General features: G+C 64.2%; 24 protein-coding genes, 2 tRNA genes and 1 pseudogene. 18 read left to right on the top strand and 9 right to left on the bottom strand.

Annotation, left to right across the window (positions count from 1 at the left end; translation table 11 throughout):
* Positions 1–140 precede the first annotated feature (140 nt).
* The 14 genes from G3N64_RS05340 to G3N64_RS05405 all read left to right on the top strand — a co-directional run bounded on the left by G3N64_RS05340 (position 141) and on the right by G3N64_RS05405 (position 14,025).
* The gene (locus G3N64_RS05340) at positions 141–362 is read left to right on the top strand and encodes a Flp family type IVb pilin (protein WP_205782705.1); all 222 of its coding nucleotides are present in this window, start codon (positions 141–143) and stop codon (positions 360–362) included.
* A gap of 97 nt (positions 363–459) precedes the next feature.
* Positions 460–960, top strand: coding sequence for a prepilin peptidase (locus G3N64_RS05345; RefSeq protein ID WP_205782706.1), 501 nt, complete (start codon positions 460–462; stop codon positions 958–960).
* The gene (locus G3N64_RS05350) at positions 957–1,403 is read left to right on the top strand and encodes a TadE family protein (protein WP_205782707.1); all 447 of its coding nucleotides are present in this window, start codon (positions 957–959) and stop codon (positions 1,401–1,403) included. The genes G3N64_RS05345 and G3N64_RS05350 overlap by 4 nt, the downstream gene beginning before the upstream one ends.
* Positions 1,404–1,470: 67 nt before the next feature.
* On the top strand, positions 1,471–2,397 hold the full coding sequence (gene cpaB, locus G3N64_RS05355) for a Flp pilus assembly protein CpaB (protein ID WP_205782708.1): 927 nt from the start codon (positions 1,471–1,473) through the stop codon (positions 2,395–2,397).
* Positions 2,398–2,462: 65 nt separating this feature from the next.
* The gene (locus G3N64_RS05360) at positions 2,463–3,794 is read left to right on the top strand and encodes a type II and III secretion system protein family protein (RefSeq protein ID WP_205782709.1); all 1,332 of its coding nucleotides are present in this window, start codon (positions 2,463–2,465) and stop codon (positions 3,792–3,794) included.
* Between the two features lie 60 nt (positions 3,795–3,854).
* Positions 3,855–5,129, top strand: coding sequence for a fimbrial protein (locus G3N64_RS05365; protein WP_205782710.1), 1,275 nt, complete (start codon positions 3,855–3,857; stop codon positions 5,127–5,129).
* A gap of 3 nt (positions 5,130–5,132) precedes the next feature.
* Positions 5,133–6,503 carry a CpaF family protein gene (locus G3N64_RS05370; RefSeq protein ID WP_205782711.1) on the top strand — a complete coding sequence of 457 codons (1,371 nt, stop codon included), beginning with the start codon at positions 5,133–5,135 and terminating at the stop codon, positions 6,501–6,503.
* On the top strand, positions 6,496–7,494 hold the full coding sequence (locus G3N64_RS05375; RefSeq protein ID WP_205782712.1) for a type II secretion system F family protein: 999 nt from the start codon (positions 6,496–6,498) through the stop codon (positions 7,492–7,494). The genes G3N64_RS05370 and G3N64_RS05375 overlap by 8 nt, the downstream gene beginning before the upstream one ends.
* Positions 7,495–7,498: 4 nt before the next feature.
* Entirely contained in the window at positions 7,499–8,491 is a 993-nt protein-coding gene (locus G3N64_RS05380; protein ID WP_205782713.1) for a type II secretion system F family protein, read from the top strand.
* A gap of 18 nt (positions 8,492–8,509) precedes the next feature.
* On the top strand, positions 8,510–9,352 hold the full coding sequence (locus G3N64_RS05385; RefSeq protein ID WP_205782714.1) for a pilus assembly protein: 843 nt from the start codon (positions 8,510–8,512) through the stop codon (positions 9,350–9,352).
* Between the two features lie 20 nt (positions 9,353–9,372).
* Positions 9,373–9,702, top strand: a complete 330-nt coding sequence (locus G3N64_RS05390; protein WP_205782715.1) for a DUF3613 domain-containing protein — start codon at positions 9,373–9,375, stop codon at positions 9,700–9,702.
* Positions 9,703–9,711: 9 nt separating this feature from the next.
* The gene (locus tag G3N64_RS05395) at positions 9,712–11,763 is read left to right on the top strand and encodes a pilus assembly protein TadG-related protein (protein WP_277399092.1); all 2,052 of its coding nucleotides are present in this window, start codon (positions 9,712–9,714) and stop codon (positions 11,761–11,763) included.
* A 108-nt stretch (positions 11,764–11,871) separates the two neighbouring features.
* On the top strand, positions 11,872–13,263 hold the full coding sequence (locus tag G3N64_RS05400) for a sigma-54 dependent transcriptional regulator (RefSeq protein WP_205782717.1): 1,392 nt from the start codon (positions 11,872–11,874) through the stop codon (positions 13,261–13,263).
* A gap of 54 nt (positions 13,264–13,317) precedes the next feature.
* The gene (locus tag G3N64_RS05405; RefSeq protein ID WP_205782718.1) at positions 13,318–14,025 is read left to right on the top strand and encodes a DUF2968 domain-containing protein; all 708 of its coding nucleotides are present in this window, start codon (positions 13,318–13,320) and stop codon (positions 14,023–14,025) included.
* 77 nt (positions 14,026–14,102) lie between these two features.
* Here G3N64_RS05405 and hfq read toward each other — a convergent pair whose 3' ends face one another.
* Entirely contained in the window at positions 14,103–14,672 is a 570-nt protein-coding gene (gene hfq, locus G3N64_RS05410) for an RNA chaperone Hfq (protein ID WP_205782742.1), read from the bottom strand.
* A gap of 293 nt (positions 14,673–14,965) precedes the next feature.
* On the opposite strand from hfq, the gene G3N64_RS05415 reads away from it, so the two are divergent.
* The gene (locus G3N64_RS05415; protein ID WP_205782719.1) at positions 14,966–15,244 is read left to right on the top strand and encodes a PXPV repeat protein; all 279 of its coding nucleotides are present in this window, start codon (positions 14,966–14,968) and stop codon (positions 15,242–15,244) included.
* A 27-nt stretch (positions 15,245–15,271) separates the two neighbouring features.
* On the opposite strand, the gene G3N64_RS05420 is transcribed toward G3N64_RS05415, so the two are convergent.
* From G3N64_RS05420 to G3N64_RS05435, 4 genes are all read right to left on the bottom strand, one after another.
* On the bottom strand, positions 15,272–16,189 hold the full coding sequence (locus G3N64_RS05420) for a DUF1571 domain-containing protein (RefSeq protein ID WP_205782720.1): 918 nt from the start codon (positions 16,187–16,189) through the stop codon (positions 15,272–15,274).
* A gap of 29 nt (positions 16,190–16,218) precedes the next feature.
* Entirely contained in the window at positions 16,219–17,973 is a 1,755-nt protein-coding gene (locus tag G3N64_RS05425) for an AMP-binding protein (protein WP_205782721.1), read from the bottom strand.
* 157 nt (positions 17,974–18,130) lie between these two features.
* The gene (locus G3N64_RS05430) at positions 18,131–18,952 is read right to left on the bottom strand and encodes a TetR/AcrR family transcriptional regulator (protein ID WP_205782722.1); all 822 of its coding nucleotides are present in this window, start codon (positions 18,950–18,952) and stop codon (positions 18,131–18,133) included.
* 215 nt (positions 18,953–19,167) lie between these two features.
* A complete protein-coding gene (locus tag G3N64_RS05435) occupies positions 19,168–20,388 on the bottom strand; it encodes an MFS transporter (protein ID WP_205782723.1) in 1,221 nt (406 codons plus the stop codon).
* A gap of 281 nt (positions 20,389–20,669) precedes the next feature.
* Between G3N64_RS05435 and G3N64_RS05440 the strand changes: the two genes are divergently transcribed.
* The 3 genes from G3N64_RS05440 (at position 20,670) to G3N64_RS05450 (ending at position 23,713) form a co-directional block, all read left to right on the top strand.
* On the top strand, positions 20,670–21,212 hold the full coding sequence (locus G3N64_RS05440) for a GNAT family N-acetyltransferase (protein ID WP_205782724.1): 543 nt from the start codon (positions 20,670–20,672) through the stop codon (positions 21,210–21,212).
* 136 nt (positions 21,213–21,348) lie between these two features.
* Positions 21,349–21,975: a ParB-like protein gene (locus tag G3N64_RS05445; protein WP_205782743.1), complete on the top strand. Its 627-nt coding sequence runs from the start codon at positions 21,349–21,351 to the stop codon at positions 21,973–21,975.
* A 7-nt stretch (positions 21,976–21,982) separates the two neighbouring features.
* A complete protein-coding gene (locus tag G3N64_RS05450) occupies positions 21,983–23,713 on the top strand; it encodes a SulP family inorganic anion transporter (protein WP_205782725.1) in 1,731 nt (576 codons plus the stop codon).
* Positions 23,714–23,762: 49 nt separating this feature from the next.
* On the opposite strand, the pseudogene G3N64_RS39610 reads toward G3N64_RS05450, so the two are convergent.
* The 4 genes and pseudogenes from G3N64_RS39610 to G3N64_RS05470 form a co-directional block, all read right to left on the bottom strand.
* Positions 23,763–24,126, bottom strand: a pseudogene (locus G3N64_RS39610) (carbohydrate kinase); the annotation flags it as partial.
* 71 nt (positions 24,127–24,197) lie between these two features.
* Positions 24,198–24,284, bottom strand: a tRNA-Leu gene (locus tag G3N64_RS05460).
* Positions 24,285–24,534: 250 nt separating this feature from the next.
* Positions 24,535–24,621: transfer RNA gene (locus G3N64_RS05465), tRNA-Leu, on the bottom strand.
* Positions 24,622–24,730: 109 nt separating this feature from the next.
* Entirely contained in the window at positions 24,731–25,720 is a 990-nt protein-coding gene (locus tag G3N64_RS05470; protein WP_205782727.1) for an aliphatic sulfonate ABC transporter substrate-binding protein, read from the bottom strand.
* Positions 25,721–25,825: the final 105 nt, after the last annotated feature.

Genomic DNA, 25,825 nt, shown 5'->3' on the forward strand with positions numbered 1-25,825 from the left:
CCCTCGGGGCAATCTATAAAGAAAGTGCACCCGGTTGTCGTTGCAGCAGATGAGGCGAACAGCGCGGGGCAACGGCCAGATATGCGGGAACGTATACGTATAAAAGGCCAAAGAACGTAAATACAGGCACGAGGAATAAAATGAAAGCAATCATCAAGCGTTTCCTTAAGGAAAACGACGGGGTTACCGCGATCGAGTATGGGCTGATCGCGGGTCTGATCGCTGTCGCGATTGTCGCCGGGGTGACGAACATCGGCAGCAGTCTCGGTAACATGTTCACCAATCTTGGCACCTGCGTGTCCTCCCCTTCAGCTGCCAACTGTTCTGCTAACGCGATCCGGGCAGCGGCTCCGACGTCCTAAGCTGACCGCTTCTTTCTCGGAAGTCGTCTTGGCGCAGTAGCGGGCGGATTGCCTCGGTAATCCGCTCGCCCTCGTATTTGCTGCGGATCGTGGCGCAATGGGACATCTTATTTTTAGCGGGGTATTTCTGACCTGGGCAGGTTTTGTCGTGGTCAGCGATATTCGTTTCCGCCGTATTTCGAACGCGCTTGTTCTGGCCGGACTGGCCAGCGGGTTCGGCGGCGCATGCGTGGCCGCGAATCCATTTGGCATTTCCGTGCTTCAGGCAGTAGCCGGCATGCTGGTCGGCTTGATCGGGCTTATGCCGTTCTTCCTTCTGCGTGTTATGGGCGCAGCAGACGTAAAGATTTTCGCCGTCCTCGGCATCTGGTGTGGTGCGCATGCGCTGCTTTGGCTGTGGGTGTCTGCAAGCCTGGCTGCGGGTCTGCACGCGCTCGCGCTGATGCTGCTGTCGCGGACCTCGCTCGGGAGCTTGTGGCGACCGCGGGAGCCGGTGCTGAGGCTCGGTAGATATCGGGCAACACCCTATGCCGCATGCCTTGCGGCACCGGCTGCCGTATGGCTGATCTATCTTGCCGCAACGGGGGGCGTGCAATGAAACGACAGAATGCGTGGCGAGGACGTCGGCGGCAACGCGGGGCGACAGCAGTCGAGTTTGCGATCGTGTTTCCGCTGTTCTTCGTGATTTTCTACGCGATTCTGAGTTTCGGGATGATTTTTGTCATTCAGCAGAGCTTAACGTTGGCGGCCAGCGAGGGGGCACGTGCCGGACTGAGCTACGCGCCTGATCTCACGACACGCGTCGCGAATGCGAAGGCGACTACCCAGAATGTCCTCGGTTGGCTGAACAGTGGTCCGCCCAACGTCGTGGCGCAACAGTGCAACTACAACGGAACACCGACGCCGTTGTTGTACTGCCTGACTGTCACGGTGAGCTATACGCCGGACAGCTGGATGACGATCATGCCGTTCCTGGGGACATTCATGACGGCGCCGTTGACGGGCACGGCAGTGGTGCAAATCCCGCAAACCATGCTGTGAGCACGTCATCCGCGCATCGCCCGGCAAAAAATTAATTGGATTTTTATTCCTGCATCCATTCGACAACATGGCCAACAACGTAACGAAGATCATTGCGGGGCTGCTGATTGCGATCGCCGTTCTGCTTGGAATCTATGCATGGGTGCTTGGACGCAGCGCTTCGCGTCCCGCGCCGGTACAGCAAGTGACGGCGGTAACAGCAGTACCGGTCGTGATTGCGACGCGCACCTTGCCCGGTGGTCAGCCGATCCCGGCTGACGCACTGAAGATCCAGCCGACTGCACCAGCACCGGTGGGCACGTTCAGTGATCCCGTCCCGCTGGTCGGCCGCGTGCCTGTTCGGGAGATCCCGGCCTCTGCACCGGTCGTTGCGGATGCGCTGGTATCGGGGCTCGCCGAGGACGTACAGCCCGGCGAGCGCGCGGTTGCAGTTCGCGTCGATGAAACGAATGCGGTCGGCAACCGGCTGCGCCCAGGCAACTTCGTCGATGTGTTCGTGAATCTGAAGCGTGAAGTCGGCGGCACGATGCTTGACGGCGAGGTCTCGCAGACGCAGGCGCGTCTTCTGTTGTCGAAGGTCCGTGTGCTGTCGTTCGGTGATGCGACATCGGATCGCGACAGTGGGAACAACAACGGTGGCAACGGGCAACCGTCCGGCGTCCGCATCGCGGTGCTCGCGGTACCGACCGCGCAGGTCGATGCACTGACGCTTGGCGAGGCGAGCGGCCGGCTTACGTTCGCCTTGCGCAACCCGCGTGACGACGAGCTTGCGATACAGACGGTTGCGGTACGTACGGACAACAAGCTGTCGCCGTCGGCACTTGCCGCGGCGGGCGTATCGTTACAACAGTTGTCCGGTACACCGAGAACGCCGGTGGCCAATGTGAACGTGCCGCCGTTACCGTCGCGTTTGCCGCCGGTGGCACGGCCGAGCGGGGGAAGCGGCAACATCGAAGTGATCCGTGGCGGCCGGTCGGAAACGGTTGCCTATTGAAGGACATCGACGGCCATCGATATCAGCGACGACAAGTAAAGGGCCGCGCGACGGTCTACCAAACGATGAAAAAAACACTGATTGCATTCGCGATTGCCATCTGCACCATGACTTTCGCATCGTTCGCTACCGCGAGCAGCACGATCGAGCTTGCGGTCGGCGCGCAACGACAGATTTCGGCGGGCCGCACACTGCAGCGTGTCGCGGTCGGCGATCCTGCGATAGCCGACGTGCTGATCATGAAGGGGAGCCGTTCGGGATCGGTGCTGCTCACCGCGAAGGCACCCGGTGCGACGAACGTCATGCTGTGGGAGCGCGGCCACGACGAGCCGACGGTCTGGAACGTCGAGGTCGTCGACGCGGCCGCGCAGGCGGTGCTCGACGGCTCTACGCCGCGCGTGAATGCATATGGTGGGACGGCGGTATTGCAAGGCTCGTCGGCGTCGCTCGAGGCGCATGCGCGTGCGGCCGCGGTCGGCAAGAGCACGAGCGGGAAGGGTGCCGTGATCGACCGCTCGACGGTTCCCGGCAAGAGCGTCGTGCAGGTCGACGTGCGGGTTGTCGAATTCAGCCGTTCGGTGCTCAAGCAGGTCGGGTTCAATTTCTTCAAGCAAAGCAACGGCTTTTCGTTCGGATCGTTTTCGCCGGGGGGCGTGCAGTCTTATAGCGGGGGCGCCGGCCCCGGTACCGCGGGTTACGTGCCGACGCTCGGGTCGCCCGTCGCGTCCGCGTTCAACCTGGTCGTGAACGCTGCCGGGCGCGGCATTTTTGCTGATCTGTCGCTGCTCGAGGCGAACAATCTCGCACGTGTGCTGGCGGAGCCGACACTAGTCGCGCTGTCCGGGCAGAGCGCGAGCTTTCTCGCGGGCGGCGAGATTCCGGTGCCGTCACCGCAAGGGCTCGGCTCGACAGCGATCCAGTGGAAGCAATATGGCGTCGGGCTCTCGCTGATGCCGACGGTCCTGAGCCCGAACCGGATCGCGCTGAAGGTCGCACCCGAGTCGAGTCAGCTCGACTTCGTGAACAGCGTGACGATCAGCGGCGTTGCGGTGCCCGGCATCACGACACGCCGCGCGGACACGACCGTCGAGCTCGGCGATGGCGAAAGCTTCGTGATCGGCGGCCTGATCGATCGCCAGACGATGTCGAACGTGAGCAAGGTGCCGTTGCTGGGCGATCTGCCGATTATCGGTACGTTCTTCAAGAATCTGAACTATCAGCAGAACGACAAGGAGCTGCTGATTATCGTGACACCTCATCTTGTCGCGCCGATCGCCAAGGGGGCCGTGTTGCCCGCGACGCCCGGCGAGCAGTCCGAGCAGCACGATGGACCGGTCTGGAAGTCGTATCTGGGTGGAGCGGCGTCGCCGGACGCCGCTCCGGGGTTTTCGAAATGAGTGGGATGTCTCGCGGATTGCGACGCGTTACCACGCTTTGCGTAGTCGGGGGTGTTCGACATGAATGCGCGAATCCAGTCATTGTGTGAACCCGCCGTGACCGACTATTTCGTTTGCGCGTCACAGCACGAGACGCATGTCCGTTGGCTGGCCGATACGCTTCTGTCGGCCGGTGCGGTTGAGGCTGCGCCGCTCGAGCCGGGTGTGCTCGCGCAGCGCATCACGGGGCTCAATCCGGCGCTCGTATTCATCGATTTTTCTGACGGCAGTACGGCAGCGAGCGTGGCTGCGGCGGCGGTACGTGCATCGCATCCGGGGCTGCCGATCATCGCACTTGGCTCGCTCGCACAGCCAGAGAGCACGCTGGCTGCATTGCGTGCGGGCGTGCGCGATTTCATCGACGTGTCGGCGCCGGCAGAGGAGGCATTGCGCACGACGCGAGGACTGCTGGCGAACGTCGGCGAGCCGGCAAGCCGTCACGGCAAGCTCGTCGCGTTGCTTGGGGCGCGCGCCGGCATGGGCGTGAGCACGCTCGCGGCGAATCTCGCCGTGTGGCTGCAGAAGCACGTGGTGAGCCCGGGGGCGGTCGGCGAGACGAATGGCGGCACACCGGCCGGTCGCCAGACCGCGCTCGTCGACCTGGGGTTGCCGGCCGGCGATGGTGCGCTGTTCCTGAATACCCGCTGTGAATTCCATTTCATCGATGCAGTTCACAACCTGCGCCGAATCGACCGGACCTTCGTCAATACTGCGCTGACCCGGCATGAGAGCGGTGTTGCATTGACGACGCTGCCGGCCGATCTCGGCGGGCTGCGCGACGTCTCGTATGCGTCGTGTGCCGGATTGCTGAACCGGTTTCGCGCATTCTTCGATCAGCAGATCGTCGATCTCGGTGGTTTTTCGAACCGCGAGTTCGTTGCCCAGATTGCGACCTCGGCCGATGAAGCGTGGCTCGTCTGCGATCAGGGCGTCGCGTCGATCGTGTCCGCGGCCGATCTGCTTACCGGGCTGCGCGACGCAGGTGTCGATACCGATCGTGTCCGGCTCGTCGTCAACCAGTACGACCCCGCGCTCGGCCTGACGCCTGTACAGATCGCCGAGCGTCTCGGCCTGGCGCTGGCGGGTACGTTGCCGTCGCGCCGCGTCGCGATCGGCCATGCGGCAAACCAGGGCCGGCTCATCGTCGACATGACGGAGCGCGACCCGTACGTGCGCGCGCTCGAGTCGCTCGCTGCGCGGCTGCCAGGCGTGTCGGCCAGATCGGCCGCGACGCGACCGGCATCCGGCCTGTCTGCGCTGAAGCGCTTCATTCAACCCTCGTCCAAGCGGTCGTAAGCGATGGCACACGACATTCAATTCGCCGACGGCGCAGCGCCGTTCTCCCAGACGCAGCAATTCCACGACATCAAGAATGCCGCGCATGAACATTTGCTGACGCGTATCGAAGAACTGGGCGCCGAGTTCGGCCGTTGGTCCCGACAGGCGATCAATCAGTTCGTCGATCTCGAGATCGACAGCTTCGTGCGCCTGCGCCGCATCCCGCTCAACGAGAACGAGGTGCGTGCGATCGCCGAGGCCCTGACGAAGGAGCTGGCGGGTTTCGGGCCGATCGAGGACTTGCTGGCGGACCCGGCGGTCGAGGACATCCTGATCAACGGCTACAACGACGTGTACGTGTCGCGTCACGGGATCCTCGCGAGGCTGCCAGTGCGCTTTACCGACAACGCGCACCTGCTGCGGATCGTGCGCCGGATCCTCGCACCGATTGGTCGTCGTCTCGACGAGTCGAACCCGATGGTCGATGCGCGGCTGCCCGACGGTGGCCGCGTGAACGTCGTGATCGAGCCGCTGTCGATTGACGGCCCGGTCGTATCGATCCGGAAATTCCGCAAGGATCCGCTGAAGCCGTCCGATCTGCTCGGCAACGGGACATTCAACGAAGAGATCAACACGCTGCTCCAGGCGGCGGTCGAGGCACGTTGCAACATTCTCGTGTCGGGTGGTACGAGTTCAGGCAAGACGTCGCTGCTCAACGCGCTCGCGTTCCACATCCCGGAGATCGAGCGTGTCGTGACGATCGAGGATACGGCGGAACTGTCGCTGAACCACCCGCACGTCGTGCGTCTCGAGAGCCGTCCAGGTGGTTTCGACGGCACCGGTGTCGTGTCGATTCGCGACCTGCTGCGTAATACGTTGCGGATGCGCCCGGACCGGATCATCGTCGGCGAAGTGCGCGGCGGCGAAGTGCTGGAAATGCTGCAGGCGATGAACACGGGCCACGACGGTTCGATGGGCACCGTGCATGCGAGTTCGCCGCGCGAGTGCCTGTACCGTCTTGAAATGCTGGCGGGCTTTGCTGGCTTCCAGGGCACCGAGTCGAGCCTGCGCCGGCAAATCGCGAACGCGATCGACTTCATCGTGCAGATCGGGCGTCTGTCGAACGGGCGGCGGCGGATCCTGTCGATCACCGAAGTGACCGGCCTGTCCGACAACATCATCGCGACGCAGGAGCTTTACCGCTATGAAGCGCGCGTGACGCCGGAGGGTGAGGAAATCGACCATTGGGAAACGCTGGGCATTCATCCGCATTCACCAAAGCTCGCGCGCTTCCGTCAGACGCTGACGAGTGGCGGGTTCGGCGATGGCGGGTTTGGCGGCGGCTTCGGTGGTGGTGGGTTCGGTCGCGGCGGCGGAGGCTTCAATGTATAGCGAGATGGTGTGGGTGCTGGCGATCGCGATGCTGTGCATCGCTGCGGCGATGATGCTGTGGCGTCACGCGGAGAGCCGGCGCGTACGGACCGACGCGAAGCGTTTCATTGACAGCCGGCTCGAGCCCGGCGCACGTGCCGGTGCCACCGCGCCGCCGGCACGCGCATCGGCGGCTGGCGTCGCACGTGCCGTGCCGCAGCCGGGCGTAGCAAGAAAGGCATCGTCCGACGCATTCTGGGCACATTGGTATGCGACGGCGTCCGAATATCTGTCGAACCTCGCGAGTCGAGCAGGGATAGACGATGCGCGCGGCAAGGCGCTCATCGCGCTTGGAGTGCTCGTCGCGGTTGCGTTTATCGTTGGCAGTCACGGCGGCATGCTCGCGTGTTTCGCGGCGATCATTTGCGGAAGCGCGATACTCGGCGTCTGGCTCGCGTCGCGGATTCAGCGGCGGCGGTTGAAGATCGTCCGGCAGATCCCGTCGTTCCTCGACGGGATCGTGCGTCTCGTGACGCTGGGCAACAGCGTGCCGGCTGCCTTCCAGGCCGCACTCCTGACGACCGAGGAGCCGCTTCGCGGCTGCCTGGACGTCGTGTCGCGGATGCTGCGCGGCGGTATCGAGATCGATCGCGCCATGATGCATATCGCGAAGATCTACCGGACAGAAGAGTTTGAACTCGTCGGCTCGGTGCTGCGCTTGTCGGTCAAATACGGCGGTCGGGCGGACGTGATGCTCGAGCGGATGTCGGTGTTCATGCGCGATCTTGAGCAGGCCGAACGTGAATTGGCCGCGATGTCGTCGGAGACGCGGTTGTCGGCGTTCGTCCTCGTCATGCTGCCGATCGCGATCGGCAGCTTTGTCGTGATGACCAATCCGAGGTATCTGTATGGGATGTGGGGCGATCCGAGCGGCCGGTCGTTGCTCACGATCGCATTCCTGGCGCAAGTGGCCGGCAGCATATGGCTGTATCGAATGGCTCGGCTCAGGTGAGGTTATGACAGCAACTCAAATCGGAGCGATCGCGCTGGCAGTGGGCGCCCTTGGGGTGCTGCTGTTCGGCATGGTTGCCGTGTTGCGTGCGCATGCAGCGGGGCGTGCCGAACGCGCGCTGGTCGACGCGCTGAATCGGCGCATGGCGGCACTCGAGGCAGCGAAAGCACGGACCGCGCCGAACGGCGATGCGCCCGCGAAACCCGATGTGCGCGGCGGGCAACGTGTCGAGCGTTTGCTGGACCGATTGTCGGCGGCGGGCATGCGCTGGCTGGATACGGGATTCGGCAAGTACGCTGTCGCGGAAGAGGATCGCCGCCTGCTCGAGCAAGCCGGATATGTCGACGCACGCACGCGCGGGCTGTTTCTGAGCGCGCGGGTCGCGTGCGGGATCGTGCTGCCGCTGCTGTTTGCGATCTTCGCGAGCGGGCGCATGAAAGGCAGTATCTGGATGGTCGGCATGTTCGTCGCCTTCGGGCTCGGCTTCATGCTGCCGAAACTCTACGTGCAGCGCCGCGCGGCATCGCGGAGGCAGAGCGTCGTCGACGAACTGCCGCTGCTCGTCGACATGTTGCGCTTGCTGCAAGGTGTCGGGCTGTCGCTCGATCAGAGCCTGCAGGTCGTGACGAACGATTTTCGCGGGATGCTGCCGGTGCTGTCGTCGGAGGTGGGTATCGCGCAGCGTCAGTTCGCTGCGGGACGGACGCGCGAGCAGTCGCTGCAACGGCTGTCCGGTGGATTCGACAACGAGGATTTGCGTGCGATCGTGCGATTGATGATTCAGGTCGACAAGCATGGCGGTGCGGTGCAGGAACCGCTCAAGCAGTTCGGCGATCGTTTGCGCGAGACACGTCGCGCGATGCTGCGCGAACGGATCGGCAGATTGACCGTGAAGATGACGGGCGTCATGGTGCTGACGCTGTTGCCTGCATTGCTGATCGTGACGGCCGGGCCGGGCATGCTGGCGGTGATGCGCGCATTGTCGTCGCAGCATTGAAGGACGGAAGGACAGACCATGAAGCGAATCGGCGAAACAGTGACGCGGGCAGGCACGTTGGCGGCGGTGCTGCTGCTCGGCGCATGTGCCACGAAGGAAAGCGGGTATGGCGTCGGTGCGCAGACCGAGCGTGCCGCGCTGATGCAGGCAGCAGATCAGAAGCAGTCCGTGCCGGATACGCCGGGGATGTACCTGGGCCTGATTCAGCGCATGCAAACGCAAGGGCTCTATTACGCTTCGCTCGCGCACATCGATGCGTACGACAAGACATACGGCGTCATGCCGGAATCGGTCCTGCTGCGCGCGGATGCGCTGCGGATGACCGATCAGCCGGCCGCAAGCGCGGCTGCGTATAACCAGTTGCTGAAGACGCCGCTCGCTGCGCGCGGCTATCGCGGGTTGGGTTTGCTCGCTGGCGCCGCGGGAGATTTCGACCGTGCGACGCAGGCATTGATGCAGGCGTCGGAGCTTGCGCCGACGGATCCATCGTTGCTTTCCGACCTTGCTTACGCGAAGTTGCGCAGCGGCGACGTCGTCGGTGCACGGGTGCCGCTGATGAAGGCTGCCGAACTCGATCAGCGCAATCCGAAGATCGTAAGCAACCTCGCGCTGTATCTGTTTGCGGCAGGACGTGCGCAGGATGCGCAACGGTTGATGAACCAGCAGCGTCTGTCGGCCGATATTCGCAAGGACATCAACAGCGACGCGGCGAAGATTGCTGCTGCCGTGCGCGCACAGCAGCGTGCAGTCGCGACACCGCCGGTGGTGTCGCGACGCGGCGCGGCAATACCGATCACGCCGATGGCGAACAACTTTGGCTACGACCAGACAGTGCCGCTGTTGCAACGGTTTGCACAATGAACGGATATCCGGGGAGCGACATGAACGAGAACAAACATAATCGAAGCGTACGCATCGGCTGGATCGCGACGCTGGGTGCGATCGCCTGCATCGTAACGAGCGCCGGCGCTGCGTACGGTCAACAGGCCGTGGCACCGGGCGCTTCAGACGTTGGCCGTTCGACCAAGGACTGGCTCGCGATGCAGCGTGACAATCGCGCGGCGGCGCCGGCGCAACCGGTGTTCGGCGATGTCGCGTCGCTTGCCTACCAGCGCTATCTCGACTCGTTCAAGAACAAGATCCCGGATTCGATAAGTTCGCAACTCGGTGCGACTGGTGGCATGTCGGGCGGCGGGCAGGGCGCGCAATAAGAGATGACTATGCGCGCAGATCAATCGCACGCGGCGCGGCGGCGCGGCGCTGGCGGCCCGCGGAGAAGTCGCCAGCGGGGGAGCGTCGCAGTCATGGCGACGATCTGGGCACTGGTCGCGATTATCGTGCTGGGCGCGATCGACGTCGGCCACTTCTATGCCGAAAGACGTCGCATGCAAGCGGCGGCCGATTTGGCGGCGCTGTCAGCGGTGTCGCAAATCACGACCGACTCGACTTGTCAGGCAGCGAAGACTGCAGCCGGTCAAATCGCTAACCCGTCGACCAATCCGTTGCCGACAGGCTCTAGCGTTTCCGTGTCTTGCGGCATCTGGACCGCGCCTCAGGGCAGTGGTAGCGCGCAGTTCACCTGGATATCAGGGGACCCGATTAGCGGTGGCCAATGTGCCGGTCTGTCGGCCGGGACGGTCAATGGCCTTTCGACTAATGCCGTTTGTGTCACGGTGGCCGAGCCGGTCGACGGGATTTTTCGCGGTGGCGTCACGATCGGTGGATCGGCCATCGCCAAGAGCGTGCCGACCGATACCTTTACGCTGACCACGTCGCTGGCGGCGTTGAACGGCGGGTTGGCCAATCAGTTGCTTCAGGTATTGACGGGGTCGCACAATGCGTTGAGCCTGCAGGTCGTCGACTATCAGGGGCTTGCGCAGGTCAACTTGAAACTGGCAGGCATCCTCGCCAATTTGCCGGTCGGTACGAACACGGGCGTATTGAACGGTACAGTGACGCTTGGCCAACTGGCGAACGCGGCGGTGCAGGCGGCGACACAGCAGAATCTGGTCGGGGCGAACCTGAACGTTCTCAACGCGATTGTCGCTGCGCTCTGTTCCGGTAGTGTCTGCGGTGGGCCTCAGATCGCACTAGGTCAGCTAGTTTCTGCTGCAACCGCTACGGGAACCTCTGCCGTCAACGCTAGCGTCAATGCGCTCGGCTTGCTGTCGACGGCGCTGCAGATCGCGAATGGCCAGAATTCGATCAGTATTTCGTCGCTAAATATCAAGACACCGGCTCCGCTCGGACCATTGCTAAATGCGTCCGTGCAGGGATCAGTGAAGCTCGGGGCGATTCAGCCTGCCACGGCGAGCGGCCCACCCGGACCGGCGAACTGTGGGACGTCCGATTGCACGACCAACACGTCGACCTCGCAAGGGACAGTGTCGCTCAGTACATCCATGGCGCTGTTGTCGGCATGCTCTGACAACTCAGTGGCCTATGGGAGCAACGGTTGTTCGACGGGCAGCACGGTTTCATTTGTGACGGTGAATCTGCCTGTCACCGTCACAGTGGCGCCGGCGACGGCTGGGTTGATGTCCGTCGTGTGTAACGGGAGCCAGAAAAGCGCAAAAGTGAACGTTCAAACCGGGGTGCTTGCTGCCTATATTGGGGGTTCCGGTTCACCGGATTTGAAGAGTCTCAATAGCGGCTACGTTCCGGACCCCAGCCCCAGCGCAACACCGACTCAACTGGTGTCCGTGAACTTGCAGGGTTTGCTCAACCTGCTGAGCGGTAGTCAACCAACCATCATCGGCCCCGTGACGAACTCGTTGACGGCGCTGATCAGTACCCTGACGTTGGGAACCATCAACTTAAATCAGATCAAGATCACCATCAGTTTGAAACCTGGCCAACTGACAGTTCCTATCGCAAATCAAAATCCGACGACGCTTACGTTTACGTCGTCGGATGCTTCGCCGTACATGCAAGGTCCGGTTCCTACTACGCAGTTTCTAGCACCTGCGGTGCAGGGAATCGCGAAGAACGGCCTGATTTTGTCGGTTTCTCTGATTGACAACCAGGGGCTGTTAGCTCAGGCACTGAAGTTGTTGGGCATAGATTTGAATTTAATATTGAATCAGTTGTTATCAGGCGTGACCTCGCTGCTTCTGCCCGCGTTGGCCAATGTGCTTGTGCCGCTGCTTCTGCAGCCGATCGATTCCGTTCTGACGTCGGTTGCGGGATTGCTTGGGTTGGGCCTGGGGAATGCCTATGTCACGAACACACCGGACTCGATCAAATGCGGCAACCCCATGCTGGTTCAATAAATGCCTGAACGTTCTGTCATCGAAGCAGGCAGCGTCACTGCCGCCTGCAACCGCTCACTGCGCTGCAATGTCGAGCAACTCGTCAATTACTGAAGCCGCACCCGAATCATGAGAACCACGCCCGCAATCGAAGAGCTCGACCTCTATGTCTGGGAAGGCAAGGCGGACATTGTCGACCGCGTCGCCCGGTGCATGGCGAGCTTCGACGTCGAAGTGATCCGCGCCGACAATGCGGAGGTCTCGCCCGAGCGCGCCGCATTGCGGCCGTCGCTGGCGATCATCAGCGTGACGATGATCGAAACCGGCGCGGCGTTCCTGCGCGACTGGCAAGCCAACATCGGCATGCCGGTCGTCTGGGTCGGCGCGGCGCGCGATCACGACGCGTCGCAGTATCCGCCCGAGTATTCGCATATCCTGCCGCTCGACTTCACGTGTGCCGAACTGCGCGGCATGATCGGCAAGCTCGTCACGCAGCTGCGTGCGCATACGGCTGAAACGTCGCAACCGTCCGAACTCGTCGCGCACTCGGAATCGATGCAGGCGCTCTTGCACGAAGTCGATACGTTCGCGGACTGCGACACCAACGTGCTGCTGCATGGAGAAACCGGCGTCGGCAAGGAGCGCATCGCGCAACTGCTGCACGAAAAGCATTCGCGCTACCGGCACGGCGATTTCGTGCCGGTGAACTGCGGCGCGATTCCCGACGGCCTGTTCGAATCGCTGTTCTTCGGTCATGCGAAGGGATCGTTCACGGGCGCGGTTGTTGCGCATAAAGGCTATTTCGAGCAGGCGGGCGGCGGCACGCTGTTCCTCGATGAGGTCGGCGATCTGCCGCTGTACCAGCAGGTCAAGCTGCTGCGCGTGCTCGAGGATGGCGCGGTGCTGCGCGTCGGCGCGGCGACGCCGGTCAAGGTCGATTTCCGCCTGGTCGCGGCGAGTAACAAGAAGCTGCCGCAGCTCGTGAAGGATGGCCTGTTCCGTGCCGATCTCTACTACCGGCTCGCGGTGATCGAGCTGAGCATCCCGTCGCTCGAAGAGCGCGGCGCCGTCGACAAGATCGCGCTGTTCAAGTCGTTCGTCGCGCAGGTCGTCGGCGAGGACCGGCTCGCTCAGTTGTCCGATCTGCCGTACTGGCTGACGGATTCGGTCGCGGACAGCTATTTCCCCGGCAACGTGCGCGAACTGCGCAACCTCGCCGAGCGTGTCGGCGTGACGGTGCGGCAGACGGGCGGGTGGGATGCCGCGCGGTTGCAGCGACTGATCGCGCACGCGCGCAATTCGGCGCAGCCGGTACTGGTGGAGAGCGCGGCCGAAGTCTTCGTCGATCGCAGCAAGTGGGACATGAACGAGCGCAACCGCGTCATTGCGGCGCTCGACGCAAACGGCTGGCGGCGTCAGGATACGGCGCAGCAGCTCGGCATCAGCCGCAAGGTATTGTGGGAAAAAATGCGCAAATATCAGATCTTCGACGAGGAGCCCGAGACTCGCGAAAGTGATTAATTAATGAGATAAAATCGCGCTGAATTATAACGACTCGGGCGGGAATAGAACTTCATGAGCCATATGACGGGGTTGGGAAGGGCGTGCGTGTTGCTCGCCATGGTGGGGGGCATGCAGGGCGCTTATGCGCAGAGTCTGGCGGACAGCGGTTCGCCGGCAGTACAGCAGGCGGCGGCGCCGGTGGCCGCGATTCCGGTGATCGATTCGCAGATACAGACGTCGCTGCAGCCGCAGGCAGGCGAGTCGACGGGGCCGAGCACGGTCGACGACCTGCAGCGCCAGATCCAGGCGCACACGCTGACGGAAATGCGCACGAGCTACAACGGCAGCTACGGCGCGAGCCTGCTGTTCAACGTAAAGGATGGCGCGTACTTCGTCGCGCTGTTCCAGCAGAAGGCGTTCTGGCGCGTGATCAAGACTTACGATGAAACGCGTGCGGAAGCGATCTATCGCGATTTCTCGCACCAGGCGGAGCGGCTGGCCGTGAACGAACTGCGGGCGGCGAAGCTGGAATCGCAGAAGGCGCAAATGGACAAGCAGATCGAGGTCACGCAGGATCGCGCGCGGCGTCTGCAGGCCGATATCTCGATCGCACGCCAGCAGCAGGCGGCAGTCGCGGATCGCCAGAAGAGCGTACGCAGCGAGACGGCCGCATTGCAAGCGCAACAGGCCGAGCTTCAGTCGCAACTGCGTGCGTTGCAGCAGCAGGTGCGTTCGTTGCAGCGCGAGGCCGATGCAGGCCTGCCGACGGCGGCACGCTGAACCCGGCGCCGGTGCGGCGACATGCCGCGCCGGCCGCACAAGTAAAAAGGGCAAGCCGGTTGGCTTGCCCTTTTGCTTTACTGGCCGTCCGGCACGATTCGCCGGCGGCGCGTCACGATCACCGGCCCGTTGCCGCCGCGGGAATCCGACGGCGCTGCGTTGCCGGATGCGTCGCCGGCGTCGCGCGGTGCGCTGTAGCTTTCGCGCGGTTCACGCGGGGCGCTGTAGCCTTCGCGCGGCTCACGCGAGCCGTAACCCTCGCGCGGTTCGCGCGAGCCATAGCCTTCACGCGGTTCGCGGGAGCCGTAACCGCCGTCGCCGCGGGATTCGCGCGGGCCGCCGTGCGAGCCGTACGGGCTGTGACCGCCGCCTTCACGGCCGCCGGGGCGCCCGCCGGTGCGCGGCCCGCGGGGGCCGCTGCCGCCCGGGCGCGAGCCGCCCGTGTCGAGCTGGATCGTCGAAATCGCGCGCTTGTAGATGCCTTGCAGACCCACGGGGGTGCGCAGCATCACCAGGTACTGGTCGAACGACTCGATACATCCCGTCAGACGAATGCCGTTGACGAGATAGATTTCAACGCGCTTACGTTCCTTGCGCGCCGAATTGATGAAGTCGTTTTGCGGATGGGATTCTGCGGGATTGGCCATTGAGGTGCGGCAGGAGCCTGCGTCAGAGAATATGTTGTGCGTGTGTGGCGTGTTCGTCCACAAGGCGTTTGGCGGGATTCTACCCTGTTCGATCGGGAAGCGCGCAGTCGTGATTGTGTCGAACCGTAACCCACTATAGACGTTCCAGCGCATTTTCGCGATTCGGCCGAACGGCCAATGCCATTTCGTTACGCCGCGTTACGACTCTCGCAGTGCCGTATCACCTTGGTTCGGGCGCGGCGCTTACATTGGCAGCGCGAGCCGGGCGGGCCGGTATATCAGGGATTCAGAACATGAACAAGAGACAATGGGCAGCATGGATCGGGGGCATGGCGTTGCTGGCTTCCGGCAGTGCGATGGCGGGGCATGTCGACCTGTCGGTCGGCATCGGCGTACCGGTCGCGCCGGTCTATGTCGAGCCGGCACCGGTCTATGTGGCGCCGCAGCCCGCCGTGGTCGCCTATCCGGGCTACGGATACGGCTACTACGGCGATGACGACGACGATCGCTACCGCAAGTGGCGCAGGCACTATTACAAGCATTGGCGCAAGCACCACGACGATGACGATTGAACCCGCGGCTGGCCCCGCCGGTGCGCATCAGAACGCGTAGTCGGGGTTTTTCGGGTCGAATGCGGTGTCGTCGAGCGTCGCCGGCGCGATTTTCTCGATGACGATCCGCTCGAAGATCCTGCCGTCGTTGTCATAGGACTCGACGGTCCGGAAATAGGGGGCGTGCAGGTCGAGCCCGAGGACTTCCTTCTTTGCGTAGAACTGCGGCCGCCCGGTCGGCGTTTCGTAGGTGAGCGCAACGACGCGCACGCCGCCGATCGTCCTGGTTTCCACGTCGGTTGGCCGCTGAACGCCGGCTTCCACGTATTTCTTCCCTTCGGTCAGGTACAGGTTCGTGATGAACTCGGTGCCGAGATCCTTCACTTGGTGATTCGACTGCGCGCGCGCGAGTGCGCCGTCGAGTGCCGTCCACAGCGGAATCTTGCCGAGCAGGCCGCCGAGGTGGCCATACATCTCGTCCTTGCGCTGGGTCGTGTCGTAGATGGTCTCCTGTCCGGCATGCGCACCGCCCGGCAGCCATTTCGCATAGACGCGCAGCGGCTCGCGGGTGGTTTTCACGAGCATGCGGTCAGGCGTATCGGACCATTTTCCGCTGATGCGCTCCTGGCGCACCATCGTGAACTGGTACGACGGATAGCCGTTGGGACCGTTACGGATATAAAGCGGTACGGCGAGCGGATCGAGTGCCTTGAAAAGCGCCGTGAGCGTCGCGTCATCGAATTGCGCGAGCGTGCCGCGCTGCGCGGCCGTGCGCAGCCAGCGCGCCTGCTGCGCGACCGGCTCGCGCGTGACTTTCGCGAGATCCGCCGGCAGCGCGACGCCCGCTGCCGCGCTCGCGGCGTCGGCCGTTTCCTGTGCATGCAAGCCTGCCTGTACGAGCGACAACAGGCCGGCGACTGCCACGGCGGCGGCATGCCGCGCGTGGCGCTTCTTTCCTTCGTTCATCGACGGCGTCTCCCGGGGCGATGGATTGTTCAGCCTTGTTTCGCGGCCTTGATTTTGGCGAGCTCCTCGTCGCGCAGTGCGCGCCGCAGGATCTTGCCGACGTTCGTCTGCGGCAGCGCGTCGCGGAACTCGACGAATTTCGGCATCTTGTAGCCGGTCAGGTTCTTGCGGCAGTGCGCGAGCACGTCGTCGGCCGTCAGCGACGGGTCGCGGCGCACGACGAAGACCTTGATCCGTTCGCCCTGTACCTCGTCGGGAATGCCGATCGCCGCGGCTTCGCTGATGCCCGGATGCATCACCAGCACTTCCTCGATTTCGTTCGGATACACGTTGAAACCCGACACGAGGATCATGTCCTTCTTGCGGTCGATCAGGCGGATGAAGCCGCGCTCGTCCATCACGCCGATGTCGCCGGTGCCGAGCCAGCCGTCGGCGTCGATCACCTTGGCCGTCTCGTCGGGGCGCTGCCAGTAGCCGCGCATCACCTGCGGACCGTGCACGCACAGCTCGCCCGGTTCGCCGACGGGCGCCCAGGTGCCGTCTTCGCGGCGAAAGCGCACGACGGTGGACGGCGCGGGCAGGCCGATCGAACCGCTGAACGCGGCCATGTCGTTCAGGTCCACGGGGTTCATCGTGACGATCGGCGAGCATTCGGTCAGGCCGTAGCCTTCGACGACCGGCCGGCCCGTCACCTGCTGGAAGCGTTCGGCAACCGCGCGCTGCATCGCCATCCCGCCGGCCATCGCGAGCTTCAGCTTCGAGAAATCGCGCTTGCGGAATTCCTCGTTGTCGAGGAAAGCGTTGTACAGCGTGTTGATGCCGGTGATCCCGGTGAACGTCTCGTTGCGGATGATCTTCATCACCATCGTCATGTCGCGCGGGTTCGCGATCAGGATGTTGCGCCCGCCGAGCCCCATGAAGATGAAGGCGTTCACCGTCAGCGAATAGATGTGATACAGCGGCAGCGGCGTGAGCACGGTTTCGACGTCGCCTGAAACCTGGTCGGCGATCCAGGCCTTCGCCTGCAGCAGGTTCGCGATCAGGTTGCCGTGCGTGAGCATCGCGCCTTTCGCGACGCCGGTCGTGCCGCCCGTGTACTGCAGGAACGCGAGGTCGTCGCGCGTGATCTGCACGGGCTGCGGCTTGCCGCGCGCACCGAGCGCGAGCGCCGAGCGCAACCGGATGGCCTGCGGCAGGTGGTAGGCCGGCACGAGCTTCTTCACGTGCTTCAGCACGAAATTGATCAGGCGTCCTTTCGCATTGAAGCCGTCGGCGAGCAGGTCGCCGAGCGCGGTGACGACGATGTTCTTCACCTGCGTTTCCGGCAGCGCGTCCTGCAGCGTGCGCGCGAAATTTTCGAACACGACGATCGTCTGCGCGCCGCTGTCCTTCAACTGGTGCGCGAGTTCACGCACGGTGTAGAGCGGATTGACGTTGACGACGATCGCGCCGGCCTTCAGCGTCCCGAACAGCACAACCGGGTACTGGAACGTGTTCGGCAGCATGATCGCGACGCGATCGCCGGGCTTGACGCCGAGGCTTTGCAGGTAGGACGCGAACGCGTCGACTTTCTGCGCGAGCGTGCGGTAGGTCATCGATGCGCCTGCGCTCACGTAGGCGACGCGCTCGGCGAAGCGGGTCGTGCATTCGTCGAAGAACTGCACGAGCGATGCGTATTGCGTGACGTCGATGTCGTGCGGGACGCCGGGCGGGTAGGACGCGTACCAGATGCCGTCGGTGTTCGGCGGAACCTGGGCCGCTGCGGGTGCTGCGGAAGATGACATGACATGTCTCCGGTCTTTGCTCTCGGCGAGGGCGGGCGCTTCGGCGCCGGCCCGTGCCCCGTGCCGCACGGTCGATCGACGTGGGCGCCTCGACACCCCGCATGACCGCGCGTTTCAATCAAATCGTGAACAGGACGCCGCGCGTGGCCTCGCGCGCTCAGTTCGTGGAATGCAGCGTCACCGTCTCGGCGGTGGCTGCACCCGACTGCGGCAGCCCGAACGCATCGCTTGCCCCTGCGTCGTCGAGCACGGCCGCGAAGATCGACAGTTGCGCGCTGTCGGGCATCGGCGCTTTCAGCGCGGCGACGATCAGCGACGACAGCCGCGCGATCATCTGCACGTCGTTCATCGTGCGGCCTTGCGAGAACTCGTCGATCAGGCTTTCCGTTTCGGCGCCCGCGAGCGCGCCGGACAGCGCGCCGATCGCGAAGTGCAGGCGCCAGCCGAGCTCCGTGCGCGGCAGGTGCGGCAATGCACGCTGGAACGCGTCGAAGAAGCGGCCCGCGACGCTCGCGTAGTGCGCGGTCAGGAAGTTGCGCACGAACGGCGACGGATCGGTGTATGCACGGCCGATCAGCCGCAGGAACCCGGGCCCGCCGCGTTCGGGATTGCGGGATGCCTTCAGCGCGGGAATGAACATCGCGCCGAGCACGTGCTCGCAGGTGATGTGCGTGCCGAGTTGCGCATCGAAGCGGTCGAGGATGCCGAGGCGTTCCTGGTTGAGCTGGTCGAGCCGGCGCGACAGCATCGCGTGGATCAGCGCTTCCTTGCTGCCGAAGTGATAGTTGACCGCGGCCAGATTGACCGCCGCGCGCGAGGTGATCTGACGCATCGACATCGCCTCGAAGCCATGCTCGATGAACAGGTCCTCGGCCGCATCGAGGATGCGCGCCTTCGTCCCGCCGGTCTGCCGAGTGCCGGATGACCGCGCCCCGGACGGCCGTCCCGCGGATGGCCGCCCCTCCTGACTTACTGCCATGTCCCGCCTCCCATGCCGGTTGCCCGGCCGCGAACTGGTGATTTGTTTGTCTGATTCAAACAGTCGTTTTTATTAAGATAAAAAAACGCGGACGGAGCGGGCAAGCGGGGAATCTGGACAAATTCCTCTAGTTCGATGTGCGAGTGCGGAAAGTATCGCGCGCGCCCTCGACAGGGTGGGGCGCGCGCGATGGTGCGATGCGGCAATGCGCGGGTTCAGCCGACCGTGCTACGCGTATTGACCGATTGCGTCATGTCGATGCCGCGCCGTTCGCGACTGAACTGGATCAGTACCGCGATCACGACGGCGACGATGCCGGCCACGAGCGCGAGCGCGAAGCTGTAATTGTTGTCGTGCGAAACGGCAAGCGAGGCCTGCATCGTCGCGTTGCCCGACGCGAGCAGGTTGCCGAGCTGGTAGACCACGCCGGGGAAGGTCGCGCGGATCTCGTCGGGCGAGATCTCGTTCAGGTGAACCGGGATCACGCCCCATGCACCCTGCACCGAGATCTGCATCAGGAACGCGCCCGCGGCGAGCGCAACCGGGCCGCTCGAGAACGCCCACAGCGGCAGCACGGGCAGGGCGATCAACGCAGCGATGAAGATGGCCCGACGCCGGCCGATCCGCTCCGAGATCGCGCCGAACGACAGGCCGCCGACGATCGCACCGATGTTCAGCACGATCGTGATCCACGACACGGTATGAGGATCGAAGTGATGCTGTTCGCGCAGGAACGTCGGATAGAGATCCTGCGTGCCGTGCGAGAAGAAGTTGAACGCGGTCATCAGCACGATCGCGTAGATTGTGAGCTTCCAGTTCTGCTGCAGCGTGGTGCCAAGGCTCGGGCGCGGGCGCTTCTCCATCTGTTTCCACGCCGGCGATTCGGGCACGTGTGTGCGCACGTACAGCACGAGCAGCGCCGGCAGCACGCCGACCATGAACATTCCGCGCCAGCCGATGTACTGGTAGAACAGGCCGAACACGACGGACGCAAGCAGGTAGCCGCTCGGATAGCCGGCCTGCAGCAGCCCCGACACGAAGCCGCGCGCATGGGTCGGCACGGTTTCCATCGTCAGCGCGGAGCCGACACCCCATTCGCCGCCCATCGCGACGCCGAACAACGCGCGTAGCACCAGCAGCGCGGTCAGGCTCGGCGCGAAACCCGACGCGAGTTCGAGCAGCGAGTAGCACGCGATGTTGACCATCAGCGTCGGGCGGCGGCCGAAGCGATCGGCGAGCCGGCCGAAGATCAGCGCGCCGAGCGGGCGCATCGCGAGCGTCAGTGTGAGCGCGAACGCGACGGCGGGGATCGTCGATCCGAATTCGGCGGCGATGTCCTTCAGCACGAAGACCATCAGGAAAAAATCGAACGCATCGAGTGTCCAGCCCAGGTAGGCGGCGATCGTGACGTTGCGTTGTTCGCGGGTCCAGCTCATGTCCGAGGTCTCCTCGTTGGCTTGCGCGCTCGTGATGTGCATGCGGATGCCGGCCCGGCTTGTGCGCGGCGCGCGGGCATGGGTCGAGTGTAGGCCGCGGCGCCGAGCGATGTGGGGCGCGATACCGTCGAATCGGGAATAATCCCTAGGAAATGAACTGTTTCGGAAATGGAAATGGCGTCGCGCGAAACCGGCGACAGGTATCTGTATCATTCCGGACGGCTGTTTGTATCTGTTTTGTAATGCACCCGTTGCGCATCGCCACCGAATCAGGAGTCCCGATGACCGAACGTTCCGCCGCCACGCTGCCCGTGCTCGAATCCCCCCGGCTGTGGCTGCGTCCGCGCGTGCTGGCCGATCTCGATGCGTGTCTCGCGATGGATCGCGATCCCGAGGTCACGCGGCACATTGCGGGCCCGTGGCACGATCCCGTCGAACATCGGCGCTTCGTCACGCACCGGATCACGCGCGACTATCCGCCGGGCCTCGGCTACTGGTCGATCTTCGAGAAGGCCGCGCCCGAGGCATTCATCGGCTGGATCCTGCTGATTCCCGACTATGCGGACGGCGCACGCGACGTCGAGATCGGCTGGCGGCTGGTGCGGGCGACATGGGGGCGCGGCATCGCGAGCGAGGCCGCGGCAGCCGTCGTGCGTCACGCGTTCGACACCGTGCGCCTGCCGCGCGTGATCGCCGATATCGCGGAGGCCAACAGCGGCTCGCTGAATGTCGCACGCAAGCTCGGGATGCATCGCGTGAGCGTCGTGCACGACGGCATTCCTTACATTCGATATCGTCTCGAACGCAACGACCTGCGCGCGTAGCGCGGTGCCATGCGGGTGCGGGCGGTTGGGCGGTCGTCGGAAATCGTCAACCGGAAACGTATCGAGGTCGTGACGTATTAACGGCTCGCATGTTCAGGAGTATCGTTGCCGGAATTTCGCAACATGGGGTATGACCATGGCACTCGGCAACGACGTTCATCTGATTCCCGTCAAGCTGGAAGAACTGCGTCCCACGCAGATGACGGTCGGCTATCGTGAAGTCAAGGCGAAACGCAAGCACTGGAAGGGGCTCGACAAGCGTGCACGCAAGGCCGCGATCGAATCGCACTGGTTCCCGGCCGTGCTCGGCCCGAACGGGCTGCACTACATCACCGATCACCACCATCTCGGTCTCGCGCTGATCGAGGAAGGGGAGACGCGCGTGAACGCGATGCTGCTGAAGGATCTGTCGTGGCTCGACGACACGATCTTCTGGCGGATGATGGAGCACAACCAGTGGGTGCATCCGTTCGGCGCGGACGGTTCGCGGCGCGACTACGCGAATCTGCCGAAGGCGCTGACGGGGCTCGTGGACGATCCGTACCGCAGCCTCGCCGGCGAGCTGCGCACGGCGGGCGGCTATGCGAAGGACGCAACGCCGTTCAGTGAATTCCTGTGGGCCGACTACCTGCGTCTGCACGTGTCGCTCGACCAGATCCGCAAGAACTTCGCGAAGGCGCTCGACATCGCACTGCATCGCGCGCATGAGCAGGATGCACGCTATCTGCCCGGCTGGTCGGGCGTCATCGCCGTCAAGCCCTGACTCCCTCATGACGACCGCCCCGATCCGGCCCGATGCCGGCCCGCAGCATGCCGACCATTTTTCCGTGCGCGACGCGGCCTCGCCGCCGCCCACGCGGCGCATCGGTCTCGATGCACTGGCCGGCCTGTCGATCGCGGGCCTGCTGATACCCGAGGCGGTCGCGTACGCGGGGCTGGCCAACCTGCCGCCGCAGGCCGGTCTCATCGCGTTGCTGTCGGGGCTCGTCGTCTATGCGCTTACCGGCAGCAGCCGCTTCGCGATCGTGTCGTCGACGTCGTCGTCGGCCGCCGTGCTCGCGGCGACCGTGCTCGCGGAATCGGGGATGGCGCTCGCCGAGCAGCTCGCGCTGGCGGCGGCCCTCGTCGCGATGACGGGCGTGCTGTTCGTCCTGGCGGGCGCCGCACGGCTCGGCGGCATGTCGGATTTCGTCGCGCGGCCCGTGCTGCGCGGCTTCACGTTCGGCCTTGCGCTGACGATCGTCATCAAGCAGTTGCCGAAGATTCTCGCGATTTCCGTGCAGCACAGCGATGCGCCGCATGTCGCGCTCGACCTGATCGCCGGCGCGCCGCATGCGAATCTCGCCAGCGTCGTGCTCGGTGCGACCGCACTGGCGTTGCTGTTCGCGCTCGGGCGGAGCGCGCGCGTGCCCGCGACGCTCGTCGTGATCGTGCTGTCGATCGCGGCCGGCTATGCGATCGACTGGCAGCGATACGGGATCGCGATCGTCGGCCATATCGATTTCAGGCATATCGAGTTCGGCCTGCCGACCCTCGACCGCAATGCGTGGATGCAGACCATCGAGCTTGCGTTCGCGCTGATGCTGATCCTGTACGCGGAATCGTACGGATCGATCCGCAACTTCGCGTTGAAGCACGGCGACAGCGTGTCGCCGAACCGCGATCTCGTCGCGCTCGGCTGCGCGAATCTCGTGTCGGGCCTGCTGCACGGGATGCCGGTCGGTGCCGGCTATTCGGCAACCTCGGCGAACGAGGCGGCCGGCGCACGGTCGCGCTTTGCGGGCCTGTGGGCGGCGGGCGTGGTCGCGCTGATCGTCTGGCTGCTGCTGCCGCAGCTCGCGCGCACACCGGAGCCCGTGCTTGCGGCGATCGTGATCTTCGCGGTCAGCCACTCGCTGCATCCGTCGGTATTCCGGCCGTACTGGGCCTGGCATCGCGACCGGCTCGTCGTGATCGCCGCGCTGCTCGCAGTGCTCGTGCTCGGCGCGCTGCACGGGCTGCTCGCGGCCATCGGCGTGAGCCTGCTGCTGACGCTGCGCAAGCTGTCCGAGCCGAACGTCAGCGTGCTCGGCCGGCTGCGTGACAGTCACGATTTCGTCGACGTAGCGAGCCATGCCGAAGCGAAGCCGGTGCCGGGCGTGCTGATCGTGCGACCCGAGGCGCAGCTGTTCTTCGCGAATGCGGACCGGATGCTGAACCGCGTGCGTGCGCTGATGAAGGCCTCGCCGGGCACGCATACCGTGATGCTGAGCCTCGAGGAAACACCGGATGTCGACGGCACGACGATCGAATCGTTGCGCACGTTCGCGGCCGAATGCACGGCGCGCGGGTTGCGGCTCGCGATCGTGCGGCTCAAGGTGCACGCGCTGCATGCGTTGCGCCGCGCGGCGGACGATACGCTGCGCGACGACGCGATGTCCGAACTGAGCGTCGACGAGAGCCTGCAACTGCTGCAGGCCGGGATGCCGCCAAACGGCAGCGGCGGCACAGCCGCCGCGTGACGGGGCGGCGCACGGTCGCGCTTGATGGCGAAACCCCGGTGTCGGCAGCGCGATCGATCATGTCGGGCACTTCGGTCGCAGTCGGCGCGTAGGCGCCCGCATGCGCACAAGGCGACCGCCGCGCATGCGGCTGCGTAGCGCAGATGCTCGGCGGCTGACGCATCGGGACGCGGAAGCTGGCTCGCGAGCCAGCCGCCGATGCTCGCATCGTCGCACGGAAGTACGGGGCGAACGAGATCCGCTTGCCGGCCGCCCGCGCGGCCTGTGCCACGTCGATCAGGCGGGCCGCGAGCGGCTCGCGCACGACGCCGAGCGAGCCGGCATGCACGATCCCGTGCCGCGTCGAGTGCACCGGCAGGCGGGTTCGCCGGATCGAACGAGAGAGCGGCACTGTTTTCGCCGATGAAGAGATGAAGATGGGGGATGTGTTTCCGGAGCCGGAAATGAAAAAGGCCGGCTAGAAGCCGACCTTTTTAAAAACAGATGGTGCCCAGGAGAGGACTCGAACCTCCACGATGTTGCCACCGCTAGGACCTGAACCTAGTGCGTCTACCAATTCCGCCACCTGGGCACGTTTTGCAGTAGCTGCTTGCTGCAAAGAAGAGAAATTATAGCGCGTCTTGAGTGGCTGTCAACAGAATTTGAGATCGCGTACGAAAATAATTGGGCAGACTTGTTTGGAGCATCGGGCAGGGTGCGCAAACATCGCAGCGGTCGATGCCTATCGTCGAACATGTGATTCTGGCTGCGCGCGCGGGCGCCTCAATTCGGGAGCCGGAAATGAAAAAGGCCGGCTAGAAGCCGACCTTTTTAAAAACAGATGGTGCCCAGGAGAGGACTCGAACCTCCACGATGTTGCCACCGCTAGGACCTGAACCTAGTGCGTCTACCAATTCCGCCACCTGGGCACGTTTCGCTTGCTGCGATGCGAAGACCGCTATTCTAGCGTGTCGGCGGAGTCTGTCAACACAATTTCATTCGAGGCGATAAAAATATTGCCCCTCGCGCGATGGATTCTCACGCGCCGACCGGCTCCGCGCGTTTCGCGGCGAAATTCCAGCGCTGTGCCTGGCTCGTGTCGACCCGGGCCGGCAGCAGCCCGGCTGCGAGGAACGTGTCGGCGATCTTCTGCTGTTCGCCGAAGTTTTGTGCGACCACCGCGCGGACGAGGTAACTGCGCCGCGCGTTCGCGCGTGCGATCGTCGCTGCGTCGAGCCCCCAGATCGGCGCGAGCGTATTTGCGGCCTCCTGCGGGTGGTCGCGCAGCCATGTGCCGGCCTGCGACAGCTGGTCGAACAGGATCTGGACGACGTCGGGCCGCGCGGCGGCGTAACTGCTCGATGCGAGGTAGTAGCGCTGGTACGACGCGAGTCCGTTGCCGTCGGCGAGAATCCGCACGTCGGGATTCCGGTCGACCGACGCGACATAGGGATCCCACGTGATCCACGCGTCCACGCTGCCGCGCTCGAACGCTGCGCGGCCGTCCGCGGGCGTCAGGTAGTGGATCGTCGCATCGGCAGGCCCGAGCTTTGCCCGTGCGAGCGCGGCAAGCAGCAGGTAATGGCTGCCGGCCGCTTTCGTGACCGCAATGCGCTTGCCCTTGAGATCGGCGAGCGTGCGCAGTGTGCCGTCCTGCTTGACGACGATCGCCTGCGCCTTCGGCGAAGGCGCTTCCTGCGCAACGTACACGAAACGCGCATGCGCGGCTTGCGCGAAGACCGGGACCGTATCGGCCACGTCGGCGCTGAAATCAACGGCGCCAACGTTGAGCGCTTCGGTCAGCGGCAATCCGCTCGCGAATTCATGCCACGACACGCGCAAGCCGAGCGGCGCCAGTGCCTGCTCGATTGCGCCGCGCGTCTTGAGCAGCGTGATGAGCGTCGACGACTTCTGGTAGCCGATGCGCAGCACGTCAGGTGTGTTCTCGGCGTGCGCTCGGACGCCGGCGGCAGTGAGGCCTGCGGCCAGCATCACGCGTGCGAACGCGCGGCGGTTCATCGACGTCATGGGTTGTGCTCCTTGTGTCTGGTTCGTTGCGTTGAAGCGAGCCGGCTAACGTACCAACAGGGCGGGCGGACGATAACCGATAAATTCTGCTATCGATCCGGCTGG

The sequence above is a fragment of the Burkholderia sp. Ac-20344 genome, assembly GCF_017104975.1.
In the GTDB taxonomy this organism is placed as follows: domain Bacteria; phylum Pseudomonadota; class Gammaproteobacteria; order Burkholderiales; family Burkholderiaceae; genus Burkholderia.